We start from the raw sequence: 24,005 nt of genomic DNA, 5'->3' as shown, positions 1-24,005 counted from the left end.
CGGTCAACCCCACGCAAGGCCCTTCTTCATGCCCAACCTGATTTCGCCAGCGATCTCCCCAATTCTGCTTCTCATCGCTTCGAACGTCTTCATGACCACGGCGTGGTACTGGCACCTGAAATTCCCCACAACACCGCTCTTCAAGGTCATTCTGATCAGCTGGGGTCTGGCGCTCTTCGAATATTGCCTAGCGGTGCCGGCGAACCGCATCGGGCATCAGGTCTATTCGGCCGCGCAGCTGAAGACGATGCAGGAGGTCATTACCCTCGTCGTCTTCGCCCTGTTCTCGGCCCTGTATTTGAAAGAGCCGCTCGGCTGGAACCATCTCGTCGGCTTCGCGCTGATCGCCGGCGGCGCCGCCTTCATCTTCCACAAGTTCTGATTGGGCGGGCCCGGTCAGCCTTCGACGTCAGCGCGGACGGCCTGCGGCAAGATGCGGCCGGCAATCGAGCTCTGCGGCTCGCCGACGATCTTGGCCTGCTGCGTGCGGACGCCGTTGGCATCAATCGTGATGCCCGGTGCGATACCGGTGATCGAATGCACCAGAGCGATCGTCACGATCACGGCGGCATAGGCGGCCATCCAGATGTAGAACGCGCGACGGGTCGCCGTCTCGCGCTTCGCGTGCATTCTGGTGGTCTTGGTCGGGATGTTGGTGTCGTCGGTATCCATGATCGTTCCCCGGTCATTCAGAAGTTCGCCCCAGAACTTCGCATTCCCCATGCGTTCCATTTAGGCCGCCGAGTGCGGCAGCCATTCGGGGGCAATGTGGCGAGAGACGACAGTTGTCGTGACCAAAATGAGGCCGGCCGCCGCGTGCCAAAAATGCTGCACCAGCATGACATTAGCCGGCGATGTTCACGCTGTCTGTGATCAAAGTCACAGAGCGTGATCGGCGATCGAACATCAAGGCGGAATTGTAAGGGAGCCGATCGGCCTCAGCCGCGCCAGCCGATCCCGACATGGCGCGGGCGCGACGCGACGCGGGCGAGCCAGGCGCGGATCGCCGGATAGGCCGAGAGATCGTAATCGGCCTCCTCCGCCACATGCGTATAGGCATAAAGCGCGATGTCGGCGACCGAGAAGGTCGGGCCGGAGAAGAAGTCCGATTGCTCCAGCCGGCCCTCCATGACGGAGAGGACGCGGTAACCCTTCGTCTGCCACTCATCGATCCGGTGCGCCATCCTTTCGCGCCCGCCCGGCGTCAGGAACAGCCAGTTACGCGCCACCGCGATGACCGGCTCGTGGCTATATTGCTCGAAGAACATCCACTGCCAGCAGAGCGCGCGCTCATAGGGGTCGGCCGGGATGAGCGCCGTGCCTTCGGCCAGATGGAGGAGCATCGCCCCCGATTCGGCGAGCGGCCTGCCGTCCGGCAGCACGAGCAGCGGCACCTGGGCATTGGCGTTGAGGGCGAGGAAGTCGGGCGAGGTTGTGATGCCGCTGCCCTTCTCGACATCGATGATGCGAAACGGAAGGCCGAGTTCGTGCAGAACGAGGCGGATCTTGTAGCAGTTGCCAGAGCCGTGCATCGAATAGAGCGTGTAGGCCACGGTCATGATCATCCCCCTGCTCGTGCGCGCTGGCTGCGCGCCCTGAACTATGGCGATCGTGCCGCCGCCGTCCAATTCTGTTTGTTGAAGGATCCATCAATCTCCGCGATCGGTTCTGTCTCGGTTGATCCCATCGACATTTCCGTGCAGAAATGTCGATAACCTTCAGGGAGACCCTCCATGTCGCCGAGCCGCCTTCGCCGCAGCCTTCTCGCCCTTGCCGGCGCCCTCCTCCTCGCCGCGCCCCTCGGAGCCGGCATCGCTCGCGCCGCCGACGTCACGGTCTTCGCGGCCGCCAGCCTCAAAAACGCGCTCGACACGGCAACCTCCGCCTACAAGGCGAAGACTGGCAAGGACATCGCCGTCAGCTATGCCGCCTCCTCGGCCCTCGCCAAGCAGATCGAGGCCGGGGCGCCGGCCGACATCTTCTTCTCGGCCGATCTCGACTGGATGGACTATCTGGCCAAAAAGGACCTGATTGATACCGCCTCGCGCGTGACGCTGCTCGGCAACACGCTGGTGCTGGTGGCGCCGAAGGATTCGACCGCTTCGCTGACCGTCGCCAAGGACTTCCCGCTCGCCGAGGCCCTCGGCAAGGACGGCAAGCTCGCCATGGGAACCGTCGCCTCGGTCCCGGCCGGCAAATATGGCAAGGCGGCGCTGGAGAAGCTCGGCGTCTGGGCGGCCGTCGAGCCGCATGTCGCGCAAGCCGACAATGTCCGCGCCGCTCTGGCATTCGTCGCCAGGGGCGAGGCGCCGTTCGGCATCGTCTACGGCACCGACGCCCATGCCGAGCCGGCCGTGAAAGTGATCGCGACCTTCCCGGAGGACAGCCATCCGCCAATCGTCTACCCGGTCGCCCTCACCAAGAGGGGGACCAGCGCCGATGCCAAGGCGTTCTTGAGCTTCCTGCTCTCGCCAGAGGCAAAGCCCGCCTTCGAGGCCCAGGGCTTCACCCTCGTCGGCGCGAAGGGTTGAGCCGCCGGCATCAACCGCGTAGCCGCCGGGCCCGAATCCGGTCAGAAATGAGCCGATGGACTCGCTCTTCACCGCCGACGAATGGACGGCGATCGGCCTCAGCCTGAAGGTCGCCAGCGTCGCGACGCTGGCGAGCCTGCCGGTCGGCATCGCCATGGCCATGCTGCTGTCGCGCGTCCGCTTTCCCGGCCGCTCGCTCCTTGCCGGCCTCGTCTCGCTACCCTTGGTGATGCCGCCGGTCGTCACCGGCTACCTGCTGCTGATAGCGTTTGGCCGCAAGGGACCGATCGGCGCCTTTCTCGACCAGACCTTTGGCCTCGTGTTCGCCTTTCGCTGGACAGGCGCCGCGCTGGCCGCGGCCGTCATGGGCTTCCCGCTCATGGTGCGCGCCATCGGTCTCTCGATCGACGCGATCGACCGCAAGCTTGAGGATGCCGCGTCGACGCTCGGCGCCGACCGCGCCATGGTGTTCCTGACCGTAACGCTGCCCCTTGCCCTCCCCGGTATCCTCGCCGGCCTCGTCCTCGCCTTCGCCCGCTCGCTTGGCGAGTTCGGCGCGACGATCACCTTCGTCTCGAACATCCCCGGCGAGACGCAGACCATCCCCTCCGCGATCTATGCGCTGCTCCAGTCGCCGGATGGCGATCAGGCGGCCTTGCGGCTCACGCTGGTCTCCATCGCCATCTCGATCGCTGCCATCCTGCTGTCCGAATGGCTCGCCGCGCGCATCCGCCGGGAGAGCAAGCCGTGACGCTGCGGGTGGACGTTCGCAAGCGGCTGGGCACATTCGCGCTCGATATGCGCTTTGAAGCCAGCGGCGGTCTCACGGCTCTGTTCGGCCCCTCCGGTTCGGGCAAGACGACGCTGGTCAATCTCATCGCCGGCCTGATCGCCCCCGATGATGGAGTGATCGTGCTGGACGGCCGCGTCCTCGCCGATACCGCATCCGGCATCTTCCTGCGGCCGCCAAAGCGGCGGATCGGCTATGTGTTCCAGGAAGGGCGCCTGTTCCCGCATCTGTCGGTGCGCGCCAATCTGACCTATGGCCGCTGGCTCACGCCGAAAGCGCGCCGCTGGGGGGATGTCGACGCGATCGTGGATCTACTCGCTATCGGCCACCTGCTGGCGCGCTGGCCACGCGATCTATCCGGGGGCGAGAAACAGCGCGTCGCCATCGGCCGCGCCTTGCTCTCCAGCCCCGAGTGTCTGTTGATGGATGAGCCATTGGCGGCGCTGGACGGCGCGCGCAAGGCCGAAATCCTGCCCTTCATCGAGCGCCTGCGCGACGAGATGAAGCTGCCGATCGTCTATGTCAGCCATTCGGTCGATGAGGTCGCCCGCCTCGCCGATCAGGTGGTGCGGATCGAAGGCGGGCGCGTCGCGGCGAGCGGTCCCGTCGGAGAGATATTCGCCGCGATCGACTCGGATGGCGATTTCGAGGCCGGCGCCGTGCTGACGGCCACGGTTTCGGCGGAGCCGGAACGCGACGGGCTGAGCCGTCTCGACCATCCTGCTGGCCCGCTGCTGGTTCCCCATGTCGGCAAGCCGGCCGGCAGCCGGGTACGCCTGCGCATCCGCTCGCGCGACGTGACGCTCGCCGTCGGCGAGCCGGGCCGGCTATCGGTAAGGAACCGCCTCAACGCGACGGTCCTCGAGATCGCCGAGCGCAGCCCCCCCGATGTCGCCGTCCGTCTCGACATTGGCGGCGAACCGCTGGTCGCGCGCATCACGCGCGACGCCGCCCGCGAACTCGAACTGGCGCCGGGCCTGTCGGTCACCGTGCTGGTCAAGGCGGTAGCTCTGGAAGAGCGGAGGGGTTGAGCCGGCCTCAGGCCGGGCAGGCGCCGCGTAGATTGCCGCCGTCGACGACGAGGCGGACCTTGGCAGTGCCGCTCGACAGCATGCCGATCTGCTGGGCCGCGGCGCGGGAGAGGTCGATGACACGACCACCGGTGAACGGTCCGCGATCATTGATCCGCACGACCACGAACTTGCCGTTCTTGAGGTTCTCGACCTTGACGCGAGTGCCGAAAGGGAGAGAGCGATGCGCCGCCGTCAGGGCGCTCGGATTGTTGCGTTCGCCACTCGCGGTCTTGCCGCCGAGCTTGTACCAGGAGGCCCTGCCGCACTGGCTTCCGGCTTCCGCCGGCTTCGTTCCCACCGAATATGCCGCTGTGGCGGCAACGAAGGCAGCGGCAATCGCCGCGAGACGTAGCTTGGAACTCAAAACGTATCTCTCTGCTATTCGCGCTCGCTTGGCGCGGACCACACCCGATTTCCCGAAACGACAAAGGCTTCGTTGTTTATCAATGGGACGAAAAAGGCGAGAATACGGCAGGGATTGTCAACCAAACCAGCGGTTTGGCGCTGAGACGGCAAAGAAGCGGCTGCCGCCAGCCTGACTCCGGAGCCTGCGAAGGTCGGACTCAGCCGCGGCGAAGCCGCTCAATCAAGGCCATGGCGGCATGCGGCGCCTTCGGCTTGAAGCCATTGATCATGAACAGGAAAACGTCGCGCGGCCCGTTTTCCTTAGGCGGCTCGGCGAGGAGCGGCAGGTCGTCCGGCACACCGCCGCGCTCCCAGGCCAGCGCCCGGTCCCGCCACAGGTCCAGGGCTGCGGCGGAATAGCCCAGTTCTTCGCCCTCGCTGGCATCCTGGAGCCGCGCATAAACGAAGTCGGGAGCGGTCGGATCGGCGATCATCGGGAACTTGACCGAGTCCGCGAGCACGATGGCGACGCCATATCGGCGCGCCAAGTCGATGAATTCGGGTGTCTGGAAGCTCTCGTGGCGCACTTCGACGACATGGCGAAGACGCACTCCGTCGACCGCCTTCGGCAGCAGCGCCAGGAAGGCCTCGAAGTCCTCCGCGTCGAACTTCTTCGTCTCCATGAACTGCCAGTTGATCGGCCCGAGCTTCGCGCCAAGTTCCGTGATTCCGCTGCCGATCAAGCGGTCGATTGACTCCCCCGCCTCCGCGAGGACACGGCGATTGGTGGTGAATCGCGAGCCCTTCAGTGAGAAGACGAAGCCCTCAGGCGTGTCAGCCGCCCATTTGCGGAAGCTCTCAGGCTTCTGCGAGCCATAATAGGTGCCGTTCACCTCGATCGCGGTGAGCTTGCCCGATGCGTATTCGAGTTCGCGCTTCTGTGGCAGCTTGTCCGGATAGAATGTGCCGCGCCAGGGCTCAAATACCCAGCCGCCAATGCCGACATAGATCATGAGGGAAACCTCGCTCGCCGGGAACGGAGCCGCTTCCACGGCGTTATGCGGTCAGTAGTCCAGGAGATAAGACATGATCTTTCGCTCAAGACAGCAGCCGCCCGTCGTCGTTCCGGAGATTTCCCCGGCAGGACGCACCCTGTCCGTAATTGCGGGGCTGGTGCTCGCCGCCGCATCGGTCCGGCCACGGCCGAACCGCTTCCTTTCCGTGCTGGCTCTCGCGACCGGTTCCTACCTCGCCTATCGCGGCGCCACCGGCCATTGCCCGATCACCGAAGCATTCGAGGAACGCTTCGGCGATCCGGACCCCCGGGCTCGCTAACCGTCAGCCGCGCTTGCGGACGACCGCGCCCCAGATCAGCAGCAGGATGACCGCGCCGACGATCGCGCCGATGAACCCGGCCTGATCGTTCGGCCCATACCAGCCGATCGCCTGGCCGAGCCAGGTAGCAATGAAGGCGCCGGCTATGCCGAGCAGAATCGTCAGGATGAAGCCCTTTGGCTCATTGTCGCCGGGGGTAATGAACTTCGCGATGATGCCGGCGACGCCGCCGATGATGATCGTCCAGATGATGCCCATGAACAGCTTCCTCCGCAGTGAGTCGCGACATCGCGCCTACGAAGCTCATCCTGCACGCGAAACGACCGTTTGACGAGGCGGTCAGTCCAACTTGATCCGGCCGCGCATCGACTTCACGCCGGAGCGGTTGGCCTTGCCCTCGAGGCGCCTCTCCTTCGAGGCCTTGGTCGGCTTGGTTGCACGCCTCGGGACTGGCGGGGGCACGGCCTCGCGGATGAGCCCAACCAGCCTATCCACCGCATCAACCCGGTTCCTCGCCTGGTCGCGATGACGCTGCGCCGTGATGACGATGACGCCGTCCTGCGTCAGCTTCGATCCGGCCAGCCGCATCAGCCTTACCGCTACGGCGTCCGGCAGAGAGCGCGAGCGGCGCGCATCGAAGCGGATCTGCACGGCGCTCGACACCTTGTTGACGTTCTGCCCGCCCGGACCGGACGAGCGGATGAAGCTCTCCTCAATCTCGCTCTCGTCGAGAAAGATCGTGTCTGTGACGGGGATCATGGCGGCGGGCCTCCGGGCCGTCCTAATTCAGACCAGCGATATGACACAGGCCCGGCCTCAGGGCGAGCCGATCGGGAGGAGAACCGTTATGAAGAGCTTTGTTGCGACATCCCTGGCCATCGGCGGCGCCGCTCTCGCCATGGCGATCATGGCAGGCCCCGCCAACGCCGCGTCCTTCAACTGCGCCCGGGCGAGCCTTCCCGTCGAAATGGCCATCTGCAACAGCCCCGGCCTCGGCGAACTCGACCAGGAGATGGCGCAACGCTATTTCCGCCTGACCAACTACGCGCCGGGCTGGGCCGTCCGGCAGATCAAGGGCGAGCAGACGAACTGGATCGCCCGCCGCAACGCCTGCGGCTACGATAATGGCTGCGTCGCCCGCGCCTATGAACGGCGGATCGACAAGCTGCGCGGCTGGCAGGCGCAGTTCGGCCTCTGAAGGTGCCGGCCCACCGCTATTGCGGCTTCGCCTCGCTGATCGCCTTGTCATAGGCGGCGCAGATCTCATCAAGATTGGTCGTGCGCTCGGCCGTGCGGTCTACCTGGATCTGCTTCTCGCGCCACGCATCGGCCTTGCTGGGGTCGCTGGCGACGATCGTCTTGACGAGATCGGAAAGCTGGATCGCCTTCGCCTGCAATTCGTCCTCGGTACAGGCGAAGGCGGCGGGCGCAGCCATGAGAAGGAGCGGCAGAGCGAGAAGCAGTCGGCGCATCGGATGGATCCTTGTCGCTGGAAAGACCTTCTATCGATATAGATCGATGAAGGCGCTTTTATAGCCACGGTTCCCCGACCGGCTCGAATGAGAAGATGGCGGGAGCAACGCGGCCGCGGCCTCTGCGCCAGGACGAAACAGGAAACCTCGCCATGACCCACCCCGCTATCGCCCCGAATCATGTCGCGCTCATCACCGGGGGAGCGTCCGGGATCGGGCTCGCAGCGGCGAAGAAATTTCGCGCGCTCGGCCTCCATGTCGCGATCGCCGACAGCCGGCTGGAAGCGCTCGATGCCGCGACCGCCGAGCTCGGACCGGATGCGCTCGCTGTGCGTACGGACGTCTCGAAGCGCGAGGCCGTCGAGGCGCTGCGCGAGGCCGTACTTTCCCGCTTCGGCCCTATCAACGTGCTGATGAACAATGCCGGCACGGGAAATGGCGGCCCGGCGCTCGGCGAACTTCCCAGTTGGGAGCGCGTCATCGGCACCAATCTGTGGGGCATCGTCCATGGGGTGCAGGCGATCGTGCCGGGCATGATCGCCTCCGGCCGTCCAGGCCTCGTCATCAATACCGGCTCGAAGCAGGGCATCACCACGCCGCCGGGCGATACCGCCTACAATGTTTCCAAAGCCGGCGTGAAGGTGCTGACCGAGGGTCTCCAGCACGAACTGCGCAATATCGAGGGCGGCAAGGTCGAGGCCAAGCTGCTGATCCCCGGCTTCGTCTGGACCCACCTCACCACCGAGGGCCGCACCGAAAAGCCGGCCGGCGCCTGGACGCCGGAACAGACGATCGATTTCATGCTGGCCTCGATCGAGCGCGGCGATTTCTACATCCTCTGCCCCGACAATGATGTCGACCGCGCCACCGACGAAAAGCGCATCCTCTGGGCCGCCGGCGACATCGCCGAAAACCGCCCGCCCCTGTCGCGCTGGCACAAGGATTGGGGCGACAAGTTCAAGGCGTTTTTGAAGGGGTAGACCAAGTATGGTTGCGGCGCGCGGATTGCGCCATGATGCGGCTCTCGTAAGGAGAGCTGCCATGAGCCTTCGCCAGTTGCGGATCCTGGGCTACGCGCTGTTGTTCGCGCCTGCCATCGCCTTTGCGCAGACGCTTCCCCTCCCCGCCAATCTCGTCGGCGCGTCGACCGATGCAGGCGAGGCTTTGCTCGTCGGCGCCGAGGCGCGCGAGGCCTATTTTTCGCTCGCCGACAATTTCGTCACCCAGAAGACCCAGTCCTTCTGCGGCGTAGCCTCGATGACCATGGTGTTCAACGCCATGGCCATCCCGGCGCCTGCCGTGCCGGAATATGTGCCCTACAACACTTTCACGCAGGACAACGTCCTCGACGACAAGACCGAGGTGGTGATCCCGAAGGCGACGATCCTGAAGATGGGCATGACGCTCGACCAACTCGGCGCGGCCATCGCTACCAAGCCGGTCGAGGCGACGGTCCGCCATGCCGCCGACACCAGCCTCGACACCTTCCGCACCGAAGCGCGCGACTATCTGGCGAAGGACGGCCATTTCGTCATCGTCAATTATCTGCGCAAGGCGATGGGCCAGCAGACCGGCGGCCACATTTCGCCGCTCGCCGCCTATGACGAAGACACCGACCGCTTCCTGATCCTCGACGTCGCCCGCTACAAATATCCCCCGGTATGGGTCACGAGCGCCGATCTCTACGCCGCGATGAACACACCGGATTCGGACAATGGGAACAGGTCGCGGGGCTATGTGCTGATTGCGAAGAAGGTGGGGCCGTAGTCTCCGTTGGCCTAGTCAGCTGTTGGCCAATGGCGTCCCGCCCATCAATCGCATTCCCCCTGAATGACGGCCCCATGCAGGATGCCGACGAACTTCCGTGTCGACTTCTCGATGTAAAGCGAGGCCACCATAGAGTCCGACGCCTCTTCGGATACCAGCCGCTTTCCCTGACGCGCAGGTCCGAACTTGCCGACGATGGCAAAGCTGTCCTTGTCCTCGCGGACATCGATCCGGCCACTGCGAGTGCCTTCGCCGTCCATCAAACCAGCCGAGCGCTTGCGCAGATCCAGGTTGAAAGCTGGAGGTTCATCGTCGGCAGGTTTCGTCGTGCACCTGTCGTTGGGACAGGCGATGGTTGCGCCGACCACGCAAAGAAATCGCGACGAGGCGATCGCAGGCGTACATCCTCCCGCCAGCACTATCGCCAGGATGATCGACGCTATCTTTGATCTGGCGGCTTCACCGCGAGGCATTCTTTTGCGCATCACGTGCCCCAGAACGCCTTCAAGGACGCCACGTCACCGTTGTAGGTATCCCGATCGAAGCGGCCGGCACCCGGCACGCCATGCGGCTGCGGGCCCATGGCACCGTCGGTGTATTGCCACAGCGTCCACGTGGTCCAATTCGGCGGCACTACCGGCGTCGGACCATATTGGGCAAGCCAGAACCAGCATTTCGCAAGCACCGGATCGGACCCGGTGCCGAGAAGTTGCTTGATGTAGTGGCCGGAGTAGAAGCCTGGGTAGCGGCCCGTGACATCATGGATTCGGGACACGAAGGAGCGTGCTTCCTCGAGGGACATGCTGGGACCGGTCGGGTTCGGCTCGAAATCCAGCACAAGGACGGTGGAATCGAAGTCCCCCACGGCATCCAGAAAATTGTCGGCCTGCTTCAGGCCGTCGCTGCCGGTGGCGAAATGATAGGCACCCCACAACAGGCCAGCGGCAAGCGCCTTCTTCCTGTTGGGTCCATAGGTCGGATCGCGGCCACTCTGGCCTTGGGTTGCCTTCTGAATGACCCCGACAATCCCTGCAGCAGCCAGCTTGCCAAAGCCAACCGGGCCATTGTGATGGGAAATGTCTACGACGACGTTGCTTCCAGCGACCATGAGCACCCTCCCGAAGCGTTCAACACGCCTCGGCAGTCTGCTCCTAAAAATTGTAACGTCAACAAATACTCTTTTGACGAGTATTTTCCTATCGAGACTCTGAGCGGGCTCGTCTTCGGCTTGCCGCTTCTAGCCTGCACCCGGTAGCCGTCGCATGTCGTAGCAGGCTGTTGTGAGCAGCCATGCTCAACTCAAGAAGCGGCGGACCAGACGATCGCGAAGAAGGGTTGCTGAAGCGCCAACCTAAAGTTCCGGCCGGGCACGACAAAATAGTGTGGCGTCCAGACGCTGGAACGACTGTTAGGAGCTGGTGGCAGGGGCAGAGATCGCGTGCCCCACCCCTACCGTCGCTTCGGTCCCTTCTTCCCCGCATGGCTCCCCGCCCGCCCGCCGATCGACCTGCCGCCCGGTCGGTGATTGGTCGTCATCGGGTCGGGACGCTGCGGGCGTTCATGCTCGTCGGCGGCCTTGCTCGTCATGTTCGAGCTTTCGCCCATCTCGTCGAGCGTCGGCTTGCGCGCGCGGGTGCCGGCGGGGATTTCGGTCCTCTTCACCGTCATCTCGTTCAGATCGTTCTTGCGGGCACGGCTTGACGGTTCCGGCGGCAGGTTGGCGGCACGGCCATATTTCTTCTCGCCCTGATAGCCGCCGGTGCGGTCGTCGATCGCAGACTGGCGCGCCAGCGGATCGTCGGCGATCGCAAGTTCGGTCTCTTTGAGCCGCTTGATCTCGTCGCGCAGCCGCGCCGCGGTCTCGAATTCGAGGTTCATCGCCGCTTCGCGCATGCGCTTTTCGAGATCGCCGAGATGCGCCTTCAGATTGTTGCCGATCATCGGCGCATCGGCGAGGCCGGCATCGACGGTCACATGGTCCTGCTCATAGACCGAGGCCATGATGTCGCCGATCGACTTCTTGACCGATTCCGGCGTGATGCCGTGCTCGACATTATAGGCCGTCTGCCGCTCGCGCCGTCGTGCCGTCTCGGCCATCGCCCGCTCCATCGAGCCGGTGATGTGATCGGCATACAGCACGACCTTGCCGTCGACATTGCGTGCCGCGCGGCCGATCGTCTGGATCAGCGACGTCTCGGAACGCAGGAAGCCTTCCTTGTCGGCATCCAGGATCGCCACCAACGCGCATTCGGGAATGTCGAGGCCCTCGCGCAGTAGATTGATGCCGATCAGCACGTCGAAGGCACCGAGCCGCAGATCGCGGATGATCTCGATCCGCTCCAGCGTATCGACGTCGGAATGCATGTAGCGGACGCGGACGCCATTCTCGTGCAGATATTCGGTCAGATCCTCGGCCATGCGCTTGGTCAGCGTCGTGACGAGCGTGCGATAGCCCTTCTTCGCGACCTCGCGCACCTCGCCCAGCAGATCATCGACCTGGCTCTTGGCAGGCCGGATCTCGACCGGCGGATCGATCAGACCGGTCGGGCGGATGACCTGCTCGACGAAGACGCCGCCGGTCGCGTCCATTTCCCAGCCGCCCGGCGTCGCCGAGACATGGACGGTCTGCGGACGCATCGCGTCCCATTCCTCGAAGCGTAGCGGCCGGTTATCCATGCAGGACGGCAGGCGGAAACCATATTCCGCCAAGGTCGCCTTGCGCCGAAAGTCGCCGCGATACATGCCGCCGATCTGCGGGATCGTGACATGGCTCTCATCGGTGAAGACGAGCGCATTGTCGGGAAGATATTCGAACAGGGTCGGCGGTGGCTCGCCCGGCAGGCGGCCGGTCAGATAGCGCGAATAATTCTCGATGCCAGCGCAGGAACCCGTCGCCTCGATCATCTCGATATCGAAGCGGCAGCGCTGCTCCAGCCGCTGCGCTTCCAGCAACCGCCCGGCGGCTTCCAGTTCGGCCAGACGCCCGCGCAGCTCGGTCTTGATCGACTGGATCGCCTGGGCGAGCGTCGGCTTCGGCGTCACATAGTGGGAGTTGGCGTAGACCTTGACGAATTTCAGCTCGGACGTCTTGGTACCGGTCAGCGGATCGAACTCGGTGATGCTCTCGACCTCGTCGCCGAACAGGGAGATCCTCCAGGCGCGATCCTCCAGATGGGCCGGAAAGATCTCGACCGTATCGCCGCGCACGCGGAAAGAACCACGGACGAAGTTCAGGTCCTGCCGCTTGTATTGCAGGGCCACGAGATCGGCGAGCAATTGCCGCTGGTCGAGCTTTTCGCCGACCTCGATGCCGAAGGTCATCGCCGTATAGGTCTCGACCGAGCCGATACCGTAGATGCACGACACCGAGGCGACGATGATGACGTCGTCGCGCTCCAGCAGCGATCGCGTCGCCGAATGGCGCATGCGGTCGATCTGTTCGTTTACCGACGATTCCTTTTCAATGAAGGTATCGGTTCGCGGCACATAAGCCTCGGGCTGATAGTAGTCGTAATAGGAGACGAAGTACTCCACGGCATTGTCCGGGAAGAACGACTTGAACTCGCCATAGAGCTGCGCCGCCAGCGTCTTGTTCGGCGCCAGGATCAGCGCCGGGCGCTGCGTCTCCTCGATCACCTTGGCCATGGTGAAAGTCTTGCCCGAGCCAGTGACGCCGAGCAGCACCTGGTCGCGCTCCTGCTCGGCGATGCCGCCGACCAGGTCGCGGATAGCCGTCGGCTGGTCACCGCGCGGCTCGAAATCGGAAACGATCTTGAAGGGTTGGCCGCCTTCCGATTTCTCCGGGCGCGGCGGGCGGTGCGGCACCCAGGTCTTGTCGCCGATTTCCTTGCGCCCGGTCTCGATCAGCGCCGTCAGCGCCGCCACCGTTGCCGTCACCGAGGACGAAGCGAGGCTGCCGACGGCTTCCGCCTCCTCAAGCCCGATGTCGAGACCGGAAACCGGCATCAATCCGCTGGCCGCGCGCTCGCGCGCCGAACCGGCAATGCCAATCGAGGTCCCGCGGCTGGACTTATGTGTCGTCTGCGCCTCGCCGGCCTTCTTCTTCGGCTTCTTGCCGGCATCGACCGGCAAATCGACGAGCTGCATGCGCTCGCCGCGCGCCCGCGGCGCCCGTTTCGGCTTCGGCGCGATCGGCTCGGAATCGGCCGCGCGGGCGATCTCGTCGATCCAGTCGGCGATGTTGCCCGAGAGCGCCTCGCCTTCAAAGGAAGCCTGCGGCGCTTCGCCGAAACCGGGAGATGGAGGACGTTTGGCCATGGGTACGAAAGTAGAACGAGTCATTGCCGATTTGAAGGGTCGGCCGCGAAGATTTGCGTCCGGCGCGGACACTCGGCCTTTACGGGCAGACGGAGGCGCCGACATTCTGTAGGATGCTGCATTGCAACCCGGAGATACCTCGTTGCGGCGGCGAATGGATGTCGGACGGATGAGAATTTGACCGGTAGAACTCTGGTAATCGCGCAGCAGAAGGGCGGCTCGGGCAAGACGACTCTCGCGGCCCATCTGGCCGTCGCCTTTTCCAGGAAGCTTCGGGTCGCCATCCTCGATGTCGATCCACAGGGCAGTCTCGGCCAATGGTTCGAGATCCGCGAACGGCGCGTGGGTGAGGACGCCACCGGCCTGATCCTGCGCACCGCCAGCGGCTGGGGCGCCAAGCGCGAGGCGCGCAGCCTCGCCCGCGACCATGACCTCGTGCTGATCGACATGCCGCCGCGCTCGGACCTCGAAGCGCGCAATGTCATCGAATCGGCCGACCTGATTGCCATTCCGGTGCAGCCGACGCCGGTCGACCTCTGGGCGACCCAGGCGACGCTGGAAATCGCCGAGCGTGGCGGACCGCCCGCCGTGATCGTCATCAACCGCGCACCATCCCGCGCCCAGACCACCGCGCAGCTGATCGCCAAGCTGGCCGAGCTCGGCGCCGAGTCACTGACGGCCAGGATCGGCAATCGCGTTGCCTTCGGCTCGACGATGGGGATCGGCTCGACGGTCATGGAGGCCTTCCCCGGCAGCAAGGCCGCCGAGGAAATCGAGGCCGTCGCCGCCGAACTCCAGGGTCATCTCGACGTGGCGGCGCCATGAGCGACTCCTTCCCGCCGACGCTCGCCACCCGCGTTGAAGACCTCGAGGCGCGCGCCGCATTCCAGGAGCGCACGATCGAGGAACTGAACGAGATGATCACCGCACAGTGGAAGGTGATCGACCGGTTGACGCGCCAGTATGACCGACTGAAAGCCGAACTCGACGAAACAGCCGCCGCTCGGCCTGGAGCGCCTGCGGTGGAACCTCCCCCACCGCATTATTGACCACGTCGCACAGCGGAACTTCTGGCGGAACGCACCCTATGGCCACGACAGTCGAAACACGCCGCGATCAGATGTTCCCCCGCTTGAGCGAAGCGGATATCCGACGCGTGGAGCGCTTCGGCTCCCGCGTCCTCTATGGCGCCGGCGTCTCGATCATTGCCGCTGGGGGAACATCGCCGGGCCTGTTCCTGATCCTCAGCGGCGAGGTTGCCGTCACGCGGCGCGATTCCGCCGGGGTGGATCATCTGATCGTCCAGCACGGGCATGGCGAATTCGTCGGCGAACTCAGCCAGCTCTCTGGCCGCCCTGCCCTTGTCGACGCGCGCACGGCGGGTGCAGTCGAGGCGCTGCTCGTTCCGTCGGAAAAGTTGCGGGCCTTGATGATCGCCGAGGCCGACCTCGGCGAGCGGCTTATGCGGGCGCTGATTCTGCGTCGCGTCGGATTGATCGAATCGGGTGCCGGGCCGGTGATCGTGGCTCCCGCCGGCCAAGGCGACTTGCTGCGGCTCCAGGGCTTCCTCGGCCGCAACGGCCACCCGTATCAATGGATCGATTCGGCCGCCGACCCTGCATCGGCCGCGCTGATGGAGCGGCTTCATCTCACCGCCGAGGAAATGCCCATCGTCCTCTGCCCGGCCGGACAGATCCTGCGCAATCCATCGGAACAGGAACTGGCGCGCTGTCTGGGCCTCGTCGGCACGATCGATCCGGACCGGCTCTATGATGTCGCGGTTGTCGGCGCCGGACCGGCCGGACTGGCAACCGCCGTCTATGCCGGCTCGGAGGGATTGTCCGTCCTCGTGCTCGACTCGCGCGCCTTTGGCGGCCAGGCCGGCGCATCGGCCCGGATCGAGAATTATCTGGGCTTCCCGACCGGCATTACCGGCATGGCACTGATGGCGCGCGCCTATAATCAGGCGCAGAAATTCGGCACCGACTTCGCCATCCCCGACGAGGCCCGATTCGTCGAGCCGCGGGAGGTCGACGGATCGCCTTGCTTCCGCCTGCGCCTCGGCACGACGGAGGCGGCATCGGCGCGGACGGTCGTCATCGCCAGTGGCGCGCGCTATCGCCGGCCGCCTATTCCGGGGATCGAGGATTTCGAAGGCACGAGCGTCCACTACTGGGCCTCGCCGCTGGAGCGAAAGCTGGTCGCGGATACCGAGGCAGTGCTTGTGGGCGGCGGCAATTCCGCCGGTCAGGCAGCGGTATTTCTCGCCGGCATGGCCGCAAAGGTCTGGATGATCATCCGCGCCCCGGGGCTGGAAGCGAGCATGTCGCGTTATCTGATCGACCGCATCCAGGCGACGCCCAATATCGAACTCGTCACGCAGAGCGAGGTGATCGAACTGCATGGGAACAGTGGCGCGCTGGACAGCGTGGCGTGGCGCCACCGGCAGTCGGGGATGACGACGACCCGCCCGATCCGGCACCTCTTCCTGTTCATCGGCGCCGATCCGAATACCGGCTGGCTGGAAGGCTGCGCGATCGGCGTCGACAGCAAGGGCTTCGTGCTCACCGGCGCCGGTCCCGCTCACCATGCGCTAGAGACCAGCCTGCCGGGCATATTCGCCGTCGGCGACGTCCGTGCCGGGTCGGTCAAGCGCGTGGCCGCCGCCGTCGGCGAGGGCGCGCAGGTCGTCGCCGCGATCCACGCCTACCTCGCCGCCCGCTCGGCCGCTCCTGCCCTGCCCCCAACCGGAGACGATCGCCCATGACCGACGCATGCACCCATACCGGCACGATCCGTACGGTGAAGCCGAGCGCCAAGGGCTGCGAGGAATGCCTGAAGATCGGAAGTTGGTGGGTCCATCTGCGGCTATGCCGGACCTGCGGCCATGTCGGCTGCTGCGACCAGTCGCCGAACCAGCACGCGACCCGTCACTTCCAGGCGACGGCCCACCCCATCATCGAGGGCTATGACCCGCCGGAGGGCTGGGGCTGGTGCTATGTCGACGAAATCTTCATCGACCTGCCCGACCAGACCCCGCAAGACGGCCCGATCCCGCGCTTCATCTGAGAAACGCGGGCTCGGTGCCCCTTACGCCGCGCGGCGGCGGATCGGGTTTGGCAGTTCGATCTCGACTTCCAGCGTCGAGATCGCGTCGCCGCGCTGCATCTTGACCTGGACCTTGTCGGCCGGGATGTCGACGTGGCGGGAGATCACGGCGAGGATCTCTTCGCGGAGCACGTTGATGAGATCGCTGGCACCGGCGCTGACGCGCTCGTGCTGAAGCAGGATCTGCAGCCGGTCTCGCGCGACCGGCGCCGAGCGCGCGGGCTTGAAGAAATCGAAGATGGTCATGCCGCCCTCCGACCGAAAAGCTTGCTCATCAGGCCGCGACGTTCCATCGGCACGACCATCGGGATCACGTCGCCTTCCAGCCGGCGGGCGGCGTCGATATAGGCCTTGGCCGGCGCGCTTTCGGCGGCGTTCAGCGTCACCGGGCAGCCGAGATTGGAGGCGTTCAGCACGGCCTCGCTCTCCGGGATGATGCCAAGCAGCGGGATCGAAAGGATCTCGAGCACATCCTCGACCTTCAGCATCTGGCCGCGTTCGGCCCGCGCTGCGTCGTAGCGGGTGAGAAGCAGGTGCTTCTCCATATATTCGCCGCGCTCGGCCTTCTCGGTCTTGGCGTCGAGCATGCCGATGATCCGATCGCTGTCGCGCACCGACGAGACTTCCGGATTGGTAACGACGACGGCCACATCCGCATGGCGCATGGCGAGCATCGCGCCGCGCTCGATGCCGGCGGGAGAATCGCAGACGACCCAGTCGAACGTGTCGCGCAGCTCTGCCATGACGCGGGCGACGCCCTCGGCGGTCAGGGCGTCCTTGTCGCGGGTCTGCGAGGCCGGCAGCAGATAGAGCGTCTCGAGCCGCTTGTCGCGGATCAGAGCCTGTTGCAGCTTCGCCTCGCCCTGAACCACATTGATGAGGTCGTAGACGACGCGGCGCTCGGCGCCCATGACGAGGTCGAGATTGCGCAGGCCGACGTCGAAATCGACGACGGCGACGCGGTTGCCCGAGAGCGCCAAGGCGGCTCCCAGCGCCGCGGTCGATGTGGTCTTGCCCACCCCGCCCTTGCCCGATGTCACCACCAGAACCTGCGACATTTCCTAGTCTCCTTCGCGCATTCGTCTCAGGCGAGAACCGCCATGTTCATCTGGTCGCGTGCGAGCCAGGCCTGGATCGCCTTGCCGCGGAACTTCGCGTCGATTTCGTCGGCGGTCTGGTAGAGGCCATCGATCGCGATCAGTTCGGCCTCGAATTTCTGGCAGAAGATCCGCGCCGAGGCGTTGCCGGTGGAACCCGCGATCGCCCGGCCGCGCAGCGTGCCGTAGATGTGGACGCAATTGCCGGCGATTATCTCGGCGCCCGAGGCGACCGAGCCGAGCACGGTCACGTCGCCTTGCGGAAAGATGATCGACTGGCCGGAGCGAACCGGCGTCTCGACCAGCAGCGAGGGAATCGCGCGATCGCCGAAGGTCGGTTTGCCTGCGGTGGGTGGCTCGGCCGAAGGCCGGTGGATGATCTCCGTCTGCTTGCCGCCGCTCACGGAGGGGGGCATGCCGAAGCCGAGCCAGGACGGGTCGGCGCCTTCGACGCCCATCACCTTGATGTCGCGCTCGAACAGCGCCTGCAGCAGATCCTTGAAGTCCCGCTGCGTGATGGGAAGGCCGGAGACGTCGAGAATGACGGGGCGGTGGGCGAAATAGCCGGCGGAACGCGAAGCGAGGCGTTCCAGTTCGGCCAGCCATTCGGCAATCGGCATCTGCGGTGCCAGGACCGTCGCCAGGAAGGACCTGCCTCGAAACCGGATCGTCGGACGCTGTTTGGTGGCTGTAGTCACGATCGCTCTTCCGCTCCTCGTTAAGGAATGTGTGAAGCCACCGTGGTTAACGACCCGTTAATGACAATACCGGACGAATGGAAAGAAGGCCGGAAATCGTGGATTTCCGGCCTTCCAGGCCTACTAAAAAATGTTGACGAACGCCGCCGCGATCGACGTCGCGTTAGGCGAGGTTAACGGCGCCGGGCGCTGCGGGGGCCGATTCGTTGCCGGCGCGGGCGAGCGCGGCGCGAACCTGCGGCACGACCTTCGACCCGAACAGCTCGATCGACTTCAGCATCTTGTCATGCGGGATCGAGCCCACGGTGAACTGGATCAGGCAGCGCTGGTGCTCGAAGAACTCGTGCTGAAACAGGATCTTCTCCGCGACTTCATTCGGGCTGCCGACGAAGAGCGCGCCGCGCAGCTTGCGCGAGGCCTCGAACTGGCCACGTCCCGACGGCGGCCAGCCACGCTCTCGGCCGATCCGGTTCATCGCCTCGGTGAAGGGCGCATAGGCAATATCGGCCGCCTCCCGCGAGGTTTCCGCGATGAAGCCGTGCGAATTGATGCCGACGGCGAGTTTGGCGGCGTCCTGACCGGCGCGGCGTGCCGCCTCTCGATAGAGTTTCACCAGCGGTGCGAAGCGTTCCGGCTCGCCGCCGATGATAGCGATGGCCAGTGGCAGGCCGAGGGCGCCGGCGCGCGCGACGGATTGCGGCGTGCCGCCGACGGCGATCCAGAGCGGGATGGGCTCCTGCACCGGTCGCGGATAGACACCGAGATCGTTGATCGCTGCCCTCTGCTGGCCCGCCCAGGTGACGCGCTCGCTCTCCCGCAGCGCCAGCAGCAGATCGAGCTTCTCGGTAAAGAGTTCATCATAATCGGCGAGGTCATAGCCGAAGAGCGGGAAGGATTCGATGAAGGAGCCCCGCCCCGCCATGATCTCGGCACGGCCGTTCGAGATCAGGTCGAGCGTGGCAAAGCGCTGAAAGACGCGAACCGGGTCGTCGGAGGAAAGGACCGTCACGGCGCTGGTCAGGCGGATGGTCTTCGTGCGCGCGGCGGCAGCGGCCAGCACCATTTCCGGCGACGAGATCATGTAGTCGGGGCGGTGGTGCTCGCCGAGACCGAAGACGTCCAGGCCGACCTGATCGGCGAGTTCGATCTCCTCGAGGAGATTGCGCATGCGATGGGCCGGTTCGAGCCGGATGCCGGTATGCGGGTCCGGCATGTTGTCGCCGAAGGTATAGATGCCGAATTCCATCGCTCTGCGCTCCGTCCGCCGGGCCGCGGCGTCGCGGCAATCATGGATATATGGCGACGGCTGCACCTCCTGGCGAGACCCGCCCGGGAGACGGACCGTCAACCAAAACCGCCCCGGCGCAGGGTCCTACGCCGGGGCGGAAGGAAGCGGGCTTAGCCTATTGCTGACACTGGATCAGCGCATCCGGCTGGCACGGGAACATCTGTCCCTTGCCCGGCTGGACCTTCTGCACGCCCGGCTTGATCAGCCCAGGCTGCTGCGGCTGTTGCGGCTGGGGCTGCGGCGGCTGATAGGGCGGGGGGTTGCCGGGCGGAGGCGGCCTATTGCCCGGCTGATTGCCCGGCGGCGGGGGCCGATAGCCGGGTTGGTTGCCTGGCGGCGGAGGGCGATAGCCCGGCTGGTTACCGGGGGGTGGCGGCGGCCGATAACCCGGCTGGTTACCATAGCCAGGTGGCGGCGGACGATAGCCAGGAGCCCCATAGCCAGGCGGCGGCGGGCGATAGCCCGGTTCGTCATAGTAGCGTGGCGGCGGCGGACGATAGCCAGGACGGTAATAGGGAGGCGGCGGCGGATAGCCGGGCTCGTAGTAGTCCGGGCCGTAATAGGGCGGCTCGACGACCACCGGTGGCTGGACGACGATTGGTGGCCCCTCATAGACCGGTCGCGGTCCTGACATGCGTTCGAGATAGCTGCCCGAGATCCAGCCGGGCGGTCCGCCGGCCGAAACCTGGCACCAGCCATTATTCGTACAGCCGAGTACCTCGACGCCGATGCCGGCCGGAAGCGTCGTGATCTTGTCGAAGCCGGTGCCAGGACCGGTCCGCATGTTGACATTGCCGGTCGTGAAGCCGTTCACCGCCAGGGCAAGCGACGGCGCGAGGACAAGCCCGGCGCAAAGGGCGAGCGTCCGTAGCCCTCCGGCGCGGAACCGTCGCCACAGGCGACCGGCTGCCCGGTTTACTGGGCCGATAGAAGACAAATCGTTTCTCCCTTGTTGAATAGAACCGGCGCCCGCCATTTCGGGACGAAGTTTCGCCGCAGAGTCGGACAATATGGTGGCGGTCGGACACGGGGCGGCCCGATCAAGCACTTTTTCTGGAGCGGATTGCCGTTGGCCTGCGCTTCGCCTAAATGACGCCCAACCCAACAGGCCGGAACCCGCGCGGATGACCGAAATCGAAAAGACCTCGTCCGCCAAGAGCGCATCCGAAAAGCCGTCGAAGGACGGCCTCGGCGGAACCATCCGCGTCTTCGCCGAAGCGCTGATCATCGCGCTCATCGTCCGCACCTTCCTGTTCCAACCCTTCGAGATCCCATCGGGCTCTCTGATTCCAACGCTGGAGATTGGCGACTATCTCTTCGTCTCCAAATACTCCTACGGCTATTCGCGCTATTCGTTCCCGTTCGGCATCGCACCCTTCTCGGGCCGCATCCTCGGCCAGTTGCCCACCCAGGGCGATATCGCGGTTTTCCGTGGCACGTTCGACGGCTCGAAGGACTACATCAAGCGTGTCATCGGACTGCCGGGCGATACCGTCCAGATGAAGGATGGGCGCCTCTATATCAACGACAAGCTGGTCGACCGCCAGCCGATGGCGCCCCACCCCTACCGCGATTCCTTCGGCCAGATCGAAGACGCCCCGCAATATGAAGAGACGCTGCCCAACGGCGTGAAGCACCGCATCATCGAGATCGCGGGAGATCACGGCGACCTCGACAATACGCCACGCTTCGAGGTGCCGCCGGATCATGTCTTCATGATGGGAGACAATCGCGACAACTCAGCCGACAGCCGCGTCATGAACGAGATGGGCTATGTCCCGCTCGAAAATCTCGAAGGCAAGGCGCAGATGATTTTCCTTTCCGTCGACGAGCGCTCGTCGCTCTGGAAGTTCTGGGAGTGGCCCTGGTCGATCCGCTTCGGCCGCATGTTCACCATTGTCCGCTGACGCCCGATCACGGAGCGCTGGCGGATTTCATAGAATGTTGCGTTGCAAAATAGTTCGGTTTGGCATCTAATCCGGATGTTCTCCCGACTTCCGGAACTCCCATGCCTTTGGCGCTCTTCGCCCTTGCCGTTGCCTCGTTCGGCATCGGCACCACTGAATTCGTCATCATGGGCCTGTTGCCGGACGTCGCCGCCGATCTCGGCGTGACAATCCCGCAGGCCGGCCTGCTCATCACGGGCTATGCGCTCGGCGTGGTCGTTGGCGGACCGGTGATCGCGGTGGCGACGGCCAAGCTGCCGCGCAAGACGACACTGATCGGCCTCGCCTGTCTCTTCTGTCTCGGCAATCTCCTCTGCGCGCTTGCGCCGAACTATGCCTTCCTGATGGCGGCCCGCGTCATCACGGCGCTCGGCCATGGCGCCTTCTTCGGCATCGGCGCCATCGTCGCGGCGAGTCTCGTGCCCTATGGCCAGAGGGCCCGTGCGATGGCGATGCTCTTTGCCGGGCTGACGCTCGCCAATATCCTCGGCGTTCCGGCAGGCACGGCACTCGGCCATGCCTTCAGCTGGCGCTCGACCTTCTATGTCGTCGTCGCCATCGGCCTCGTCTCGGTCGCGGCCATCGCATTCTGGGTGCCGAGCGCCAAGGGCGTAAAGGCGCCGACCAGCCTGATCAGCGAATTCCGCGTCTTCCGCAATGCCCAGGTCTGGCTCGCCATGGCGATCAGCGTCATGACGGCGGCGAGCCTGTTCTCGGTCTTCACCTATATCGCGCCGATCCTGCAGGAAGTGACCGGCGTCTCGCCGCAGACGACGACCTGGATGCTGCTGCTCTTCGGCTTCGGCATCACGATCGGCAACCTCGTTGGCGGCCGTCTCGCCGACTGGAAGCTGATGGCGACCATCATCGGCGCGCTCGTGCTGCTGATCCTCGTGCTGGCGCAGTTCACCATATCAAGCCATTCGCCGATCGCGGCCGGCGTCACGATCTTCCTCTGGGGCGTTGTGCTGTTCACTCTGGTGCCACCGCTGCAGATGCGGGTGATCGAATGCGCCGGGGAAGCGCCGAACCTGGCCTCGACGCTCAATCAGGGGGCGTTCAACCTCGGCAATGCCGGCGGTGCGTGGATTGGCGGGCTCGCGCTGACGTTCGGCGCCAGCTACGACCACCTGCCGCTGGTCGGCGCCGCCCTGGCGGTGGCAGCACTCGTTATCGCGCTGGCTTCGCGCGATCTGGCGAAACGCGGCGCAGCGGCTCCGCTCGCTGCCGAATAGGTCACACCGCCGACATTTCACGCGTCTGGACACCCGGGCATCGCAAGCGCCTACCGAGCGAAGCGCCCTTTGCGTACATTTATTTCACGTCTGGATGGTTTAATCAGATTGAGCTGCCCGCGGAACCAAGGAGGATTCGCCCATATGATTCGACATATTGCATCCATGTCAGCCGTCCTGAGCTGCTTGCTGCTCGCAAGCGGCGCGGCGACGGCGCAAGACGCAGCCAAGAAGCCCCATGTGCCGCTGCAGAAGACCATCGGGCAGGTCACGCCGACCGGGCCCGAGCCGTCGCTTGCCGTGATCAATTCGGCCGGCGCCACGCTTGAGGGCAACAAGCTCGTGCTGACGGGCGTCACCGCCAACACCATCGTCTTCGCCGACCGCCCGATCCGGGCCGCCGGCCACGTCACGACCGCGCAGTTCATCGAACAGTGGGACGTCGGCAAGAACAGCTTTGGCATCGATCCGCCCAACGCGACCGTCTCCGTTCTCGGCGGTGATGGATCGGATGTCAGCGACGCGGTCGTGACGCTGAAATCGGCAAAGCTGGACGGGACGACGCTGACCTTCGACGTCGCGGTGCTCGAGGGCAACCTTGACGGCGCCAAGGGACCGGCAGCGGTGTTCATCGACTGGTTCGCGGCCCATTACGGCGGCGCCGGCTATCACGGCACCGTTGTGGGCGGCGCGGGCTATTATCACGCTCCGGTCTATCACGGGGCCTGGTACGGCACCGGCGCGGTGGCTGGCGCGGCTGTAGCCGGAGCGGCGGTTGGAGCCGCCGTTGGAATGGCTGCTACAGCGCCGCGTTACCCCTACCCTTACCCCTACGCGCCGCCGCCTCCGGCTTGCGGCTATTACCCCTATCCGCCTTGCTACTAGGCTAACCGCGGATCCTTGCAAAAATCACGGCCCCTGCGGAGGGGCCGTGATCACTAAGCCAGCGCGGCTTGAACTTTGAAATTGCGGCAAGACCACAATACGGGCTCAACACCGTGTCTACGGTACCGCGTTCATGCCCTGCCGTCAGTACCGAGGC

Annotated in this window: 30 protein-coding genes; 15 read left to right on the top strand and 15 right to left on the bottom strand. The window is 65.0% G+C overall.

The window, feature by feature from the left end; translation table 11 throughout:
• Positions 1-28: 28 nt before the first annotated feature.
• The gene (locus OSH05_RS19240; protein WP_104218035.1) at positions 29-382 is read left to right on the top strand and encodes a DMT family protein; all 354 of its coding nucleotides are present in this window, start codon (positions 29-31) and stop codon (positions 380-382) included.
• Positions 383-396: 14 nt separating this feature from the next.
• On the opposite strand, the gene OSH05_RS19235 is transcribed toward OSH05_RS19240, so the two are convergent.
• Together OSH05_RS19235 and OSH05_RS19230 are read right to left on the bottom strand one after the other, a co-directional pair.
• Complete coding sequence (locus tag OSH05_RS19235; RefSeq protein ID WP_133163064.1) at positions 397-732, bottom strand: hypothetical protein; 336 nt, start codon at positions 730-732, stop codon at positions 397-399.
• A gap of 206 nt (positions 733-938) precedes the next feature.
• Positions 939-1,559, bottom strand: a complete 621-nt coding sequence (locus OSH05_RS19230) for a glutathione S-transferase family protein (RefSeq protein ID WP_104218225.1) — start codon at positions 1,557-1,559, stop codon at positions 939-941.
• Between the two features lie 174 nt (positions 1,560-1,733).
• Here OSH05_RS19230 and modA point away from each other — a divergent pair, with 174 nt between their 5' ends.
• Genes modA through modC form a run of 3 tightly spaced genes read left to right on the top strand, consistent with a single transcriptional unit; the run spans position 1,734 to position 4,352 of the window.
• Positions 1,734-2,531 carry a molybdate ABC transporter substrate-binding protein gene (modA, locus tag OSH05_RS19225; RefSeq protein WP_104218037.1) on the top strand — a complete coding sequence of 266 codons (798 nt, stop codon included), beginning with the start codon at positions 1,734-1,736 and terminating at the stop codon, positions 2,529-2,531.
• Between the two features lie 55 nt (positions 2,532-2,586).
• Complete coding sequence (modB, locus tag OSH05_RS19220) at positions 2,587-3,282, top strand: molybdate ABC transporter permease subunit (RefSeq protein WP_104218038.1); 696 nt, start codon at positions 2,587-2,589, stop codon at positions 3,280-3,282.
• Positions 3,279-4,352 (top strand): molybdenum ABC transporter ATP-binding protein, encoded by a 1,074-nt coding sequence (gene modC / locus OSH05_RS19215; RefSeq protein ID WP_104218226.1) that lies wholly within the window; start codon positions 3,279-3,281, stop codon positions 4,350-4,352. The genes modB and modC overlap by 4 nt, the downstream gene beginning before the upstream one ends.
• Positions 4,353-4,359: 7 nt before the next feature.
• Here modC and OSH05_RS19210 read toward each other — a convergent pair whose 3' ends face one another.
• A complete protein-coding gene (locus tag OSH05_RS19210) occupies positions 4,360-4,758 on the bottom strand; it encodes a septal ring lytic transglycosylase RlpA family protein (RefSeq protein ID WP_104218039.1) in 399 nt (132 codons plus the stop codon).
• A 199-nt stretch (positions 4,759-4,957) separates the two neighbouring features.
• Positions 4,958-5,752: a DUF72 domain-containing protein gene (locus tag OSH05_RS19205; protein WP_104218040.1), complete on the bottom strand. Its 795-nt coding sequence runs from the start codon at positions 5,750-5,752 to the stop codon at positions 4,958-4,960.
• A 73-nt stretch (positions 5,753-5,825) separates the two neighbouring features.
• Here OSH05_RS19205 and OSH05_RS19200 point away from each other — a divergent pair, with 73 nt between their 5' ends.
• A complete protein-coding gene (locus tag OSH05_RS19200; RefSeq protein ID WP_104218041.1) occupies positions 5,826-6,074 on the top strand; it encodes a YgaP family membrane protein in 249 nt (82 codons plus the stop codon).
• Positions 6,075-6,077: 3 nt separating this feature from the next.
• Here OSH05_RS19200 and OSH05_RS19195 read toward each other — a convergent pair whose 3' ends face one another.
• Positions 6,078-6,332, bottom strand: a complete 255-nt coding sequence (locus tag OSH05_RS19195) for a GlsB/YeaQ/YmgE family stress response membrane protein (protein WP_104218042.1) — start codon at positions 6,330-6,332, stop codon at positions 6,078-6,080.
• 81 nt (positions 6,333-6,413) lie between these two features.
• Positions 6,414-6,833, bottom strand: a complete 420-nt coding sequence (arfB, locus tag OSH05_RS19190) for an alternative ribosome rescue aminoacyl-tRNA hydrolase ArfB (RefSeq protein ID WP_104218043.1) — start codon at positions 6,831-6,833, stop codon at positions 6,414-6,416.
• Positions 6,834-6,921: 88 nt separating this feature from the next.
• Between arfB and OSH05_RS19185 the strand changes: the two genes are divergently transcribed.
• On the top strand, positions 6,922-7,272 hold the full coding sequence (locus tag OSH05_RS19185; RefSeq protein WP_104218044.1) for a lysozyme inhibitor LprI family protein: 351 nt from the start codon (positions 6,922-6,924) through the stop codon (positions 7,270-7,272).
• 16 nt (positions 7,273-7,288) lie between these two features.
• Here OSH05_RS19185 and OSH05_RS19180 read toward each other — a convergent pair whose 3' ends face one another.
• Positions 7,289-7,546, bottom strand: a complete 258-nt coding sequence (locus OSH05_RS19180; protein WP_104218045.1) for a hypothetical protein — start codon at positions 7,544-7,546, stop codon at positions 7,289-7,291.
• Between the two features lie 152 nt (positions 7,547-7,698).
• Between OSH05_RS19180 and OSH05_RS19175 the strand changes: the two genes are divergently transcribed.
• Together OSH05_RS19175 and OSH05_RS19170 are read left to right on the top strand one after the other, a co-directional pair.
• Positions 7,699-8,526, top strand: a complete 828-nt coding sequence (locus OSH05_RS19175; RefSeq protein WP_104218046.1) for an SDR family NAD(P)-dependent oxidoreductase — start codon at positions 7,699-7,701, stop codon at positions 8,524-8,526.
• 61 nt (positions 8,527-8,587) lie between these two features.
• Entirely contained in the window at positions 8,588-9,313 is a 726-nt protein-coding gene (locus tag OSH05_RS19170; RefSeq protein WP_104218047.1) for a phytochelatin synthase family protein, read from the top strand.
• A 44-nt stretch (positions 9,314-9,357) separates the two neighbouring features.
• On the opposite strand, the gene OSH05_RS19165 is transcribed toward OSH05_RS19170, so the two are convergent.
• From OSH05_RS19165 to uvrB, 3 genes are all read right to left on the bottom strand, one after another.
• Positions 9,358-9,798, bottom strand: a complete 441-nt coding sequence (locus OSH05_RS19165; RefSeq protein WP_133163065.1) for a hypothetical protein — start codon at positions 9,796-9,798, stop codon at positions 9,358-9,360.
• Entirely contained in the window at positions 9,798-10,421 is a 624-nt protein-coding gene (locus OSH05_RS19160) for a glycoside hydrolase family 25 protein (protein WP_104218049.1), read from the bottom strand. The genes OSH05_RS19165 and OSH05_RS19160 overlap by 1 nt, the downstream gene beginning before the upstream one ends.
• Before the next feature lie 341 nt (positions 10,422-10,762).
• Positions 10,763-13,591 (bottom strand): excinuclease ABC subunit UvrB, encoded by a 2,829-nt coding sequence (gene uvrB, locus OSH05_RS19155; RefSeq protein WP_104218050.1) that lies wholly within the window; start codon positions 13,589-13,591, stop codon positions 10,763-10,765.
• A 177-nt stretch (positions 13,592-13,768) separates the two neighbouring features.
• On the opposite strand from uvrB, the gene parA reads away from it, so the two are divergent.
• The 4 genes from parA to OSH05_RS19135 are packed head-to-tail and all read left to right on the top strand — an operon-like array spanning position 13,769 to position 16,660.
• Complete coding sequence (gene parA / locus OSH05_RS19150) at positions 13,769-14,416, top strand: ParA family partition ATPase (RefSeq protein WP_104218051.1); 648 nt, start codon at positions 13,769-13,771, stop codon at positions 14,414-14,416.
• Positions 14,413-14,640 carry a SlyX family protein gene (locus OSH05_RS19145; RefSeq protein WP_104218052.1) on the top strand — a complete coding sequence of 76 codons (228 nt, stop codon included), beginning with the start codon at positions 14,413-14,415 and terminating at the stop codon, positions 14,638-14,640. The genes parA and OSH05_RS19145 overlap by 4 nt, the downstream gene beginning before the upstream one ends.
• A 38-nt stretch (positions 14,641-14,678) precedes the next feature.
• Complete coding sequence (locus OSH05_RS19140; protein WP_104218053.1) at positions 14,679-16,358, top strand: FAD-dependent oxidoreductase; 1,680 nt, start codon at positions 14,679-14,681, stop codon at positions 16,356-16,358.
• Positions 16,355-16,660, top strand: coding sequence for a UBP-type zinc finger domain-containing protein (locus tag OSH05_RS19135; protein ID WP_104218054.1), 306 nt, complete (start codon positions 16,355-16,357; stop codon positions 16,658-16,660). The genes OSH05_RS19140 and OSH05_RS19135 overlap by 4 nt, the downstream gene beginning before the upstream one ends.
• Before the next feature lie 21 nt (positions 16,661-16,681).
• Here OSH05_RS19135 and minE read toward each other — a convergent pair whose 3' ends face one another.
• The 5 genes from minE to OSH05_RS19110 all read right to left on the bottom strand — a co-directional run bounded on the left by minE (position 16,682) and on the right by OSH05_RS19110 (position 20,719).
• Positions 16,682-16,945, bottom strand: a complete 264-nt coding sequence (gene minE / locus OSH05_RS19130; RefSeq protein WP_104218055.1) for a cell division topological specificity factor MinE — start codon at positions 16,943-16,945, stop codon at positions 16,682-16,684.
• Positions 16,942-17,757: a septum site-determining protein MinD gene (gene minD / locus OSH05_RS19125; RefSeq protein ID WP_104218056.1), complete on the bottom strand. Its 816-nt coding sequence runs from the start codon at positions 17,755-17,757 to the stop codon at positions 16,942-16,944. Before minD ends, minE begins: the two co-directional genes overlap by 4 nt.
• Positions 17,758-17,783: 26 nt before the next feature.
• On the bottom strand, positions 17,784-18,494 hold the full coding sequence (gene minC / locus OSH05_RS19120) for a septum site-determining protein MinC (protein WP_104218057.1): 711 nt from the start codon (positions 18,492-18,494) through the stop codon (positions 17,784-17,786).
• A gap of 163 nt (positions 18,495-18,657) precedes the next feature.
• Positions 18,658-19,740, bottom strand: a complete 1,083-nt coding sequence (locus OSH05_RS19115; protein ID WP_104218058.1) for an LLM class flavin-dependent oxidoreductase — start codon at positions 19,738-19,740, stop codon at positions 18,658-18,660.
• A 157-nt stretch (positions 19,741-19,897) separates the two neighbouring features.
• Positions 19,898-20,719, bottom strand: coding sequence for an SH3 domain-containing protein (locus OSH05_RS19110; RefSeq protein WP_165801510.1), 822 nt, complete (start codon positions 20,717-20,719; stop codon positions 19,898-19,900).
• Positions 20,720-20,906: 187 nt separating this feature from the next.
• Between OSH05_RS19110 and lepB the strand changes: the two genes are divergently transcribed.
• The 3 genes from lepB to OSH05_RS19095 all read left to right on the top strand — a co-directional run bounded on the left by lepB (position 20,907) and on the right by OSH05_RS19095 (position 23,848).
• Complete coding sequence (lepB, locus tag OSH05_RS19105) at positions 20,907-21,689, top strand: signal peptidase I (RefSeq protein WP_104218060.1); 783 nt, start codon at positions 20,907-20,909, stop codon at positions 21,687-21,689.
• 101 nt (positions 21,690-21,790) lie between these two features.
• Positions 21,791-22,963 (top strand): MFS transporter, encoded by a 1,173-nt coding sequence (locus OSH05_RS19100; RefSeq protein ID WP_104218061.1) that lies wholly within the window; start codon positions 21,791-21,793, stop codon positions 22,961-22,963.
• 144 nt (positions 22,964-23,107) lie between these two features.
• The gene (locus OSH05_RS19095) at positions 23,108-23,848 is read left to right on the top strand and encodes a hypothetical protein (protein WP_104218062.1); all 741 of its coding nucleotides are present in this window, start codon (positions 23,108-23,110) and stop codon (positions 23,846-23,848) included.
• Positions 23,849-24,005: the final 157 nt, after the last annotated feature.

This window comes from Kaistia algarum (assembly GCF_026343945.1).
Taxonomy (GTDB): Bacteria; Pseudomonadota; Alphaproteobacteria; order Rhizobiales; family Kaistiaceae; genus Kaistia; species Kaistia algarum.
This window is presented reverse-complemented; position numbering and strand designations above follow the sequence as displayed.

Excerpts from the sequence above, each read along its gene's own strand:
- OSH05_RS19240 (WP_104218035.1), top strand. The coding sequence starts at position 29 with ATGCCCAACCTGATTTCGCCAGCGATCTCCCCAATTCTGCTTCTCATC.
- OSH05_RS19235 (WP_133163064.1), bottom strand. The coding sequence starts at position 732 with ATGGAACGCATGGGGAATGCGAAGTTCTGGGGCGAACTTCTGAATGAC.
- OSH05_RS19230 (WP_104218225.1), bottom strand. The coding sequence starts at position 1,559 with ATGACCGTGGCCTACACGCTCTATTCGATGCACGGCTCTGGCAACTGC.
- modA (WP_104218037.1), top strand. The coding sequence starts at position 1,734 with ATGTCGCCGAGCCGCCTTCGCCGCAGCCTTCTCGCCCTTGCCGGCGCC.
- modB (WP_104218038.1), top strand. The coding sequence starts at position 2,587 with ATGGACTCGCTCTTCACCGCCGACGAATGGACGGCGATCGGCCTCAGC.
- OSH05_RS19205 (WP_104218040.1), bottom strand. The coding sequence starts at position 5,752 with ATGATCTATGTCGGCATTGGCGGCTGGGTATTTGAGCCCTGGCGCGGC.
- OSH05_RS19200 (WP_104218041.1), top strand. The coding sequence starts at position 5,826 with ATGATCTTTCGCTCAAGACAGCAGCCGCCCGTCGTCGTTCCGGAGATT.
- OSH05_RS19195 (WP_104218042.1), bottom strand. The coding sequence starts at position 6,332 with ATGGGCATCATCTGGACGATCATCATCGGCGGCGTCGCCGGCATCATC.
- arfB (WP_104218043.1), bottom strand. The coding sequence starts at position 6,833 with ATGATCCCCGTCACAGACACGATCTTTCTCGACGAGAGCGAGATTGAG.
- OSH05_RS19185 (WP_104218044.1), top strand. The coding sequence starts at position 6,922 with ATGAAGAGCTTTGTTGCGACATCCCTGGCCATCGGCGGCGCCGCTCTC.
- OSH05_RS19180 (WP_104218045.1), bottom strand. The coding sequence starts at position 7,546 with ATGCGCCGACTGCTTCTCGCTCTGCCGCTCCTTCTCATGGCTGCGCCC.
- OSH05_RS19175 (WP_104218046.1), top strand. The coding sequence starts at position 7,699 with ATGACCCACCCCGCTATCGCCCCGAATCATGTCGCGCTCATCACCGGG.
- OSH05_RS19170 (WP_104218047.1), top strand. The coding sequence starts at position 8,588 with ATGAGCCTTCGCCAGTTGCGGATCCTGGGCTACGCGCTGTTGTTCGCG.
- OSH05_RS19165 (WP_133163065.1), bottom strand. The coding sequence starts at position 9,798 with ATGCGCAAAAGAATGCCTCGCGGTGAAGCCGCCAGATCAAAGATAGCG.
- OSH05_RS19160 (WP_104218049.1), bottom strand. The coding sequence starts at position 10,421 with ATGGTCGCTGGAAGCAACGTCGTCGTAGACATTTCCCATCACAATGGC.
- uvrB (WP_104218050.1), bottom strand. The coding sequence starts at position 13,591 with ATGGCCAAACGTCCTCCATCTCCCGGTTTCGGCGAAGCGCCGCAGGCT.
- OSH05_RS19145 (WP_104218052.1), top strand. The coding sequence starts at position 14,413 with ATGAGCGACTCCTTCCCGCCGACGCTCGCCACCCGCGTTGAAGACCTC.
- OSH05_RS19140 (WP_104218053.1), top strand. The coding sequence starts at position 14,679 with ATGGCCACGACAGTCGAAACACGCCGCGATCAGATGTTCCCCCGCTTG.
- OSH05_RS19135 (WP_104218054.1), top strand. The coding sequence starts at position 16,355 with ATGACCGACGCATGCACCCATACCGGCACGATCCGTACGGTGAAGCCG.
- minE (WP_104218055.1), bottom strand. The coding sequence starts at position 16,945 with ATGACCATCTTCGATTTCTTCAAGCCCGCGCGCTCGGCGCCGGTCGCG.
- minD (WP_104218056.1), bottom strand. The coding sequence starts at position 17,757 with ATGTCGCAGGTTCTGGTGGTGACATCGGGCAAGGGCGGGGTGGGCAAG.
- OSH05_RS19115 (WP_104218058.1), bottom strand. The coding sequence starts at position 19,740 with ATGGAATTCGGCATCTATACCTTCGGCGACAACATGCCGGACCCGCAT.
- lepB (WP_104218060.1), top strand. The coding sequence starts at position 20,907 with ATGACCGAAATCGAAAAGACCTCGTCCGCCAAGAGCGCATCCGAAAAG.
- OSH05_RS19100 (WP_104218061.1), top strand. The coding sequence starts at position 21,791 with ATGCCTTTGGCGCTCTTCGCCCTTGCCGTTGCCTCGTTCGGCATCGGC.
- OSH05_RS19095 (WP_104218062.1), top strand. The coding sequence starts at position 23,108 with ATGATTCGACATATTGCATCCATGTCAGCCGTCCTGAGCTGCTTGCTG.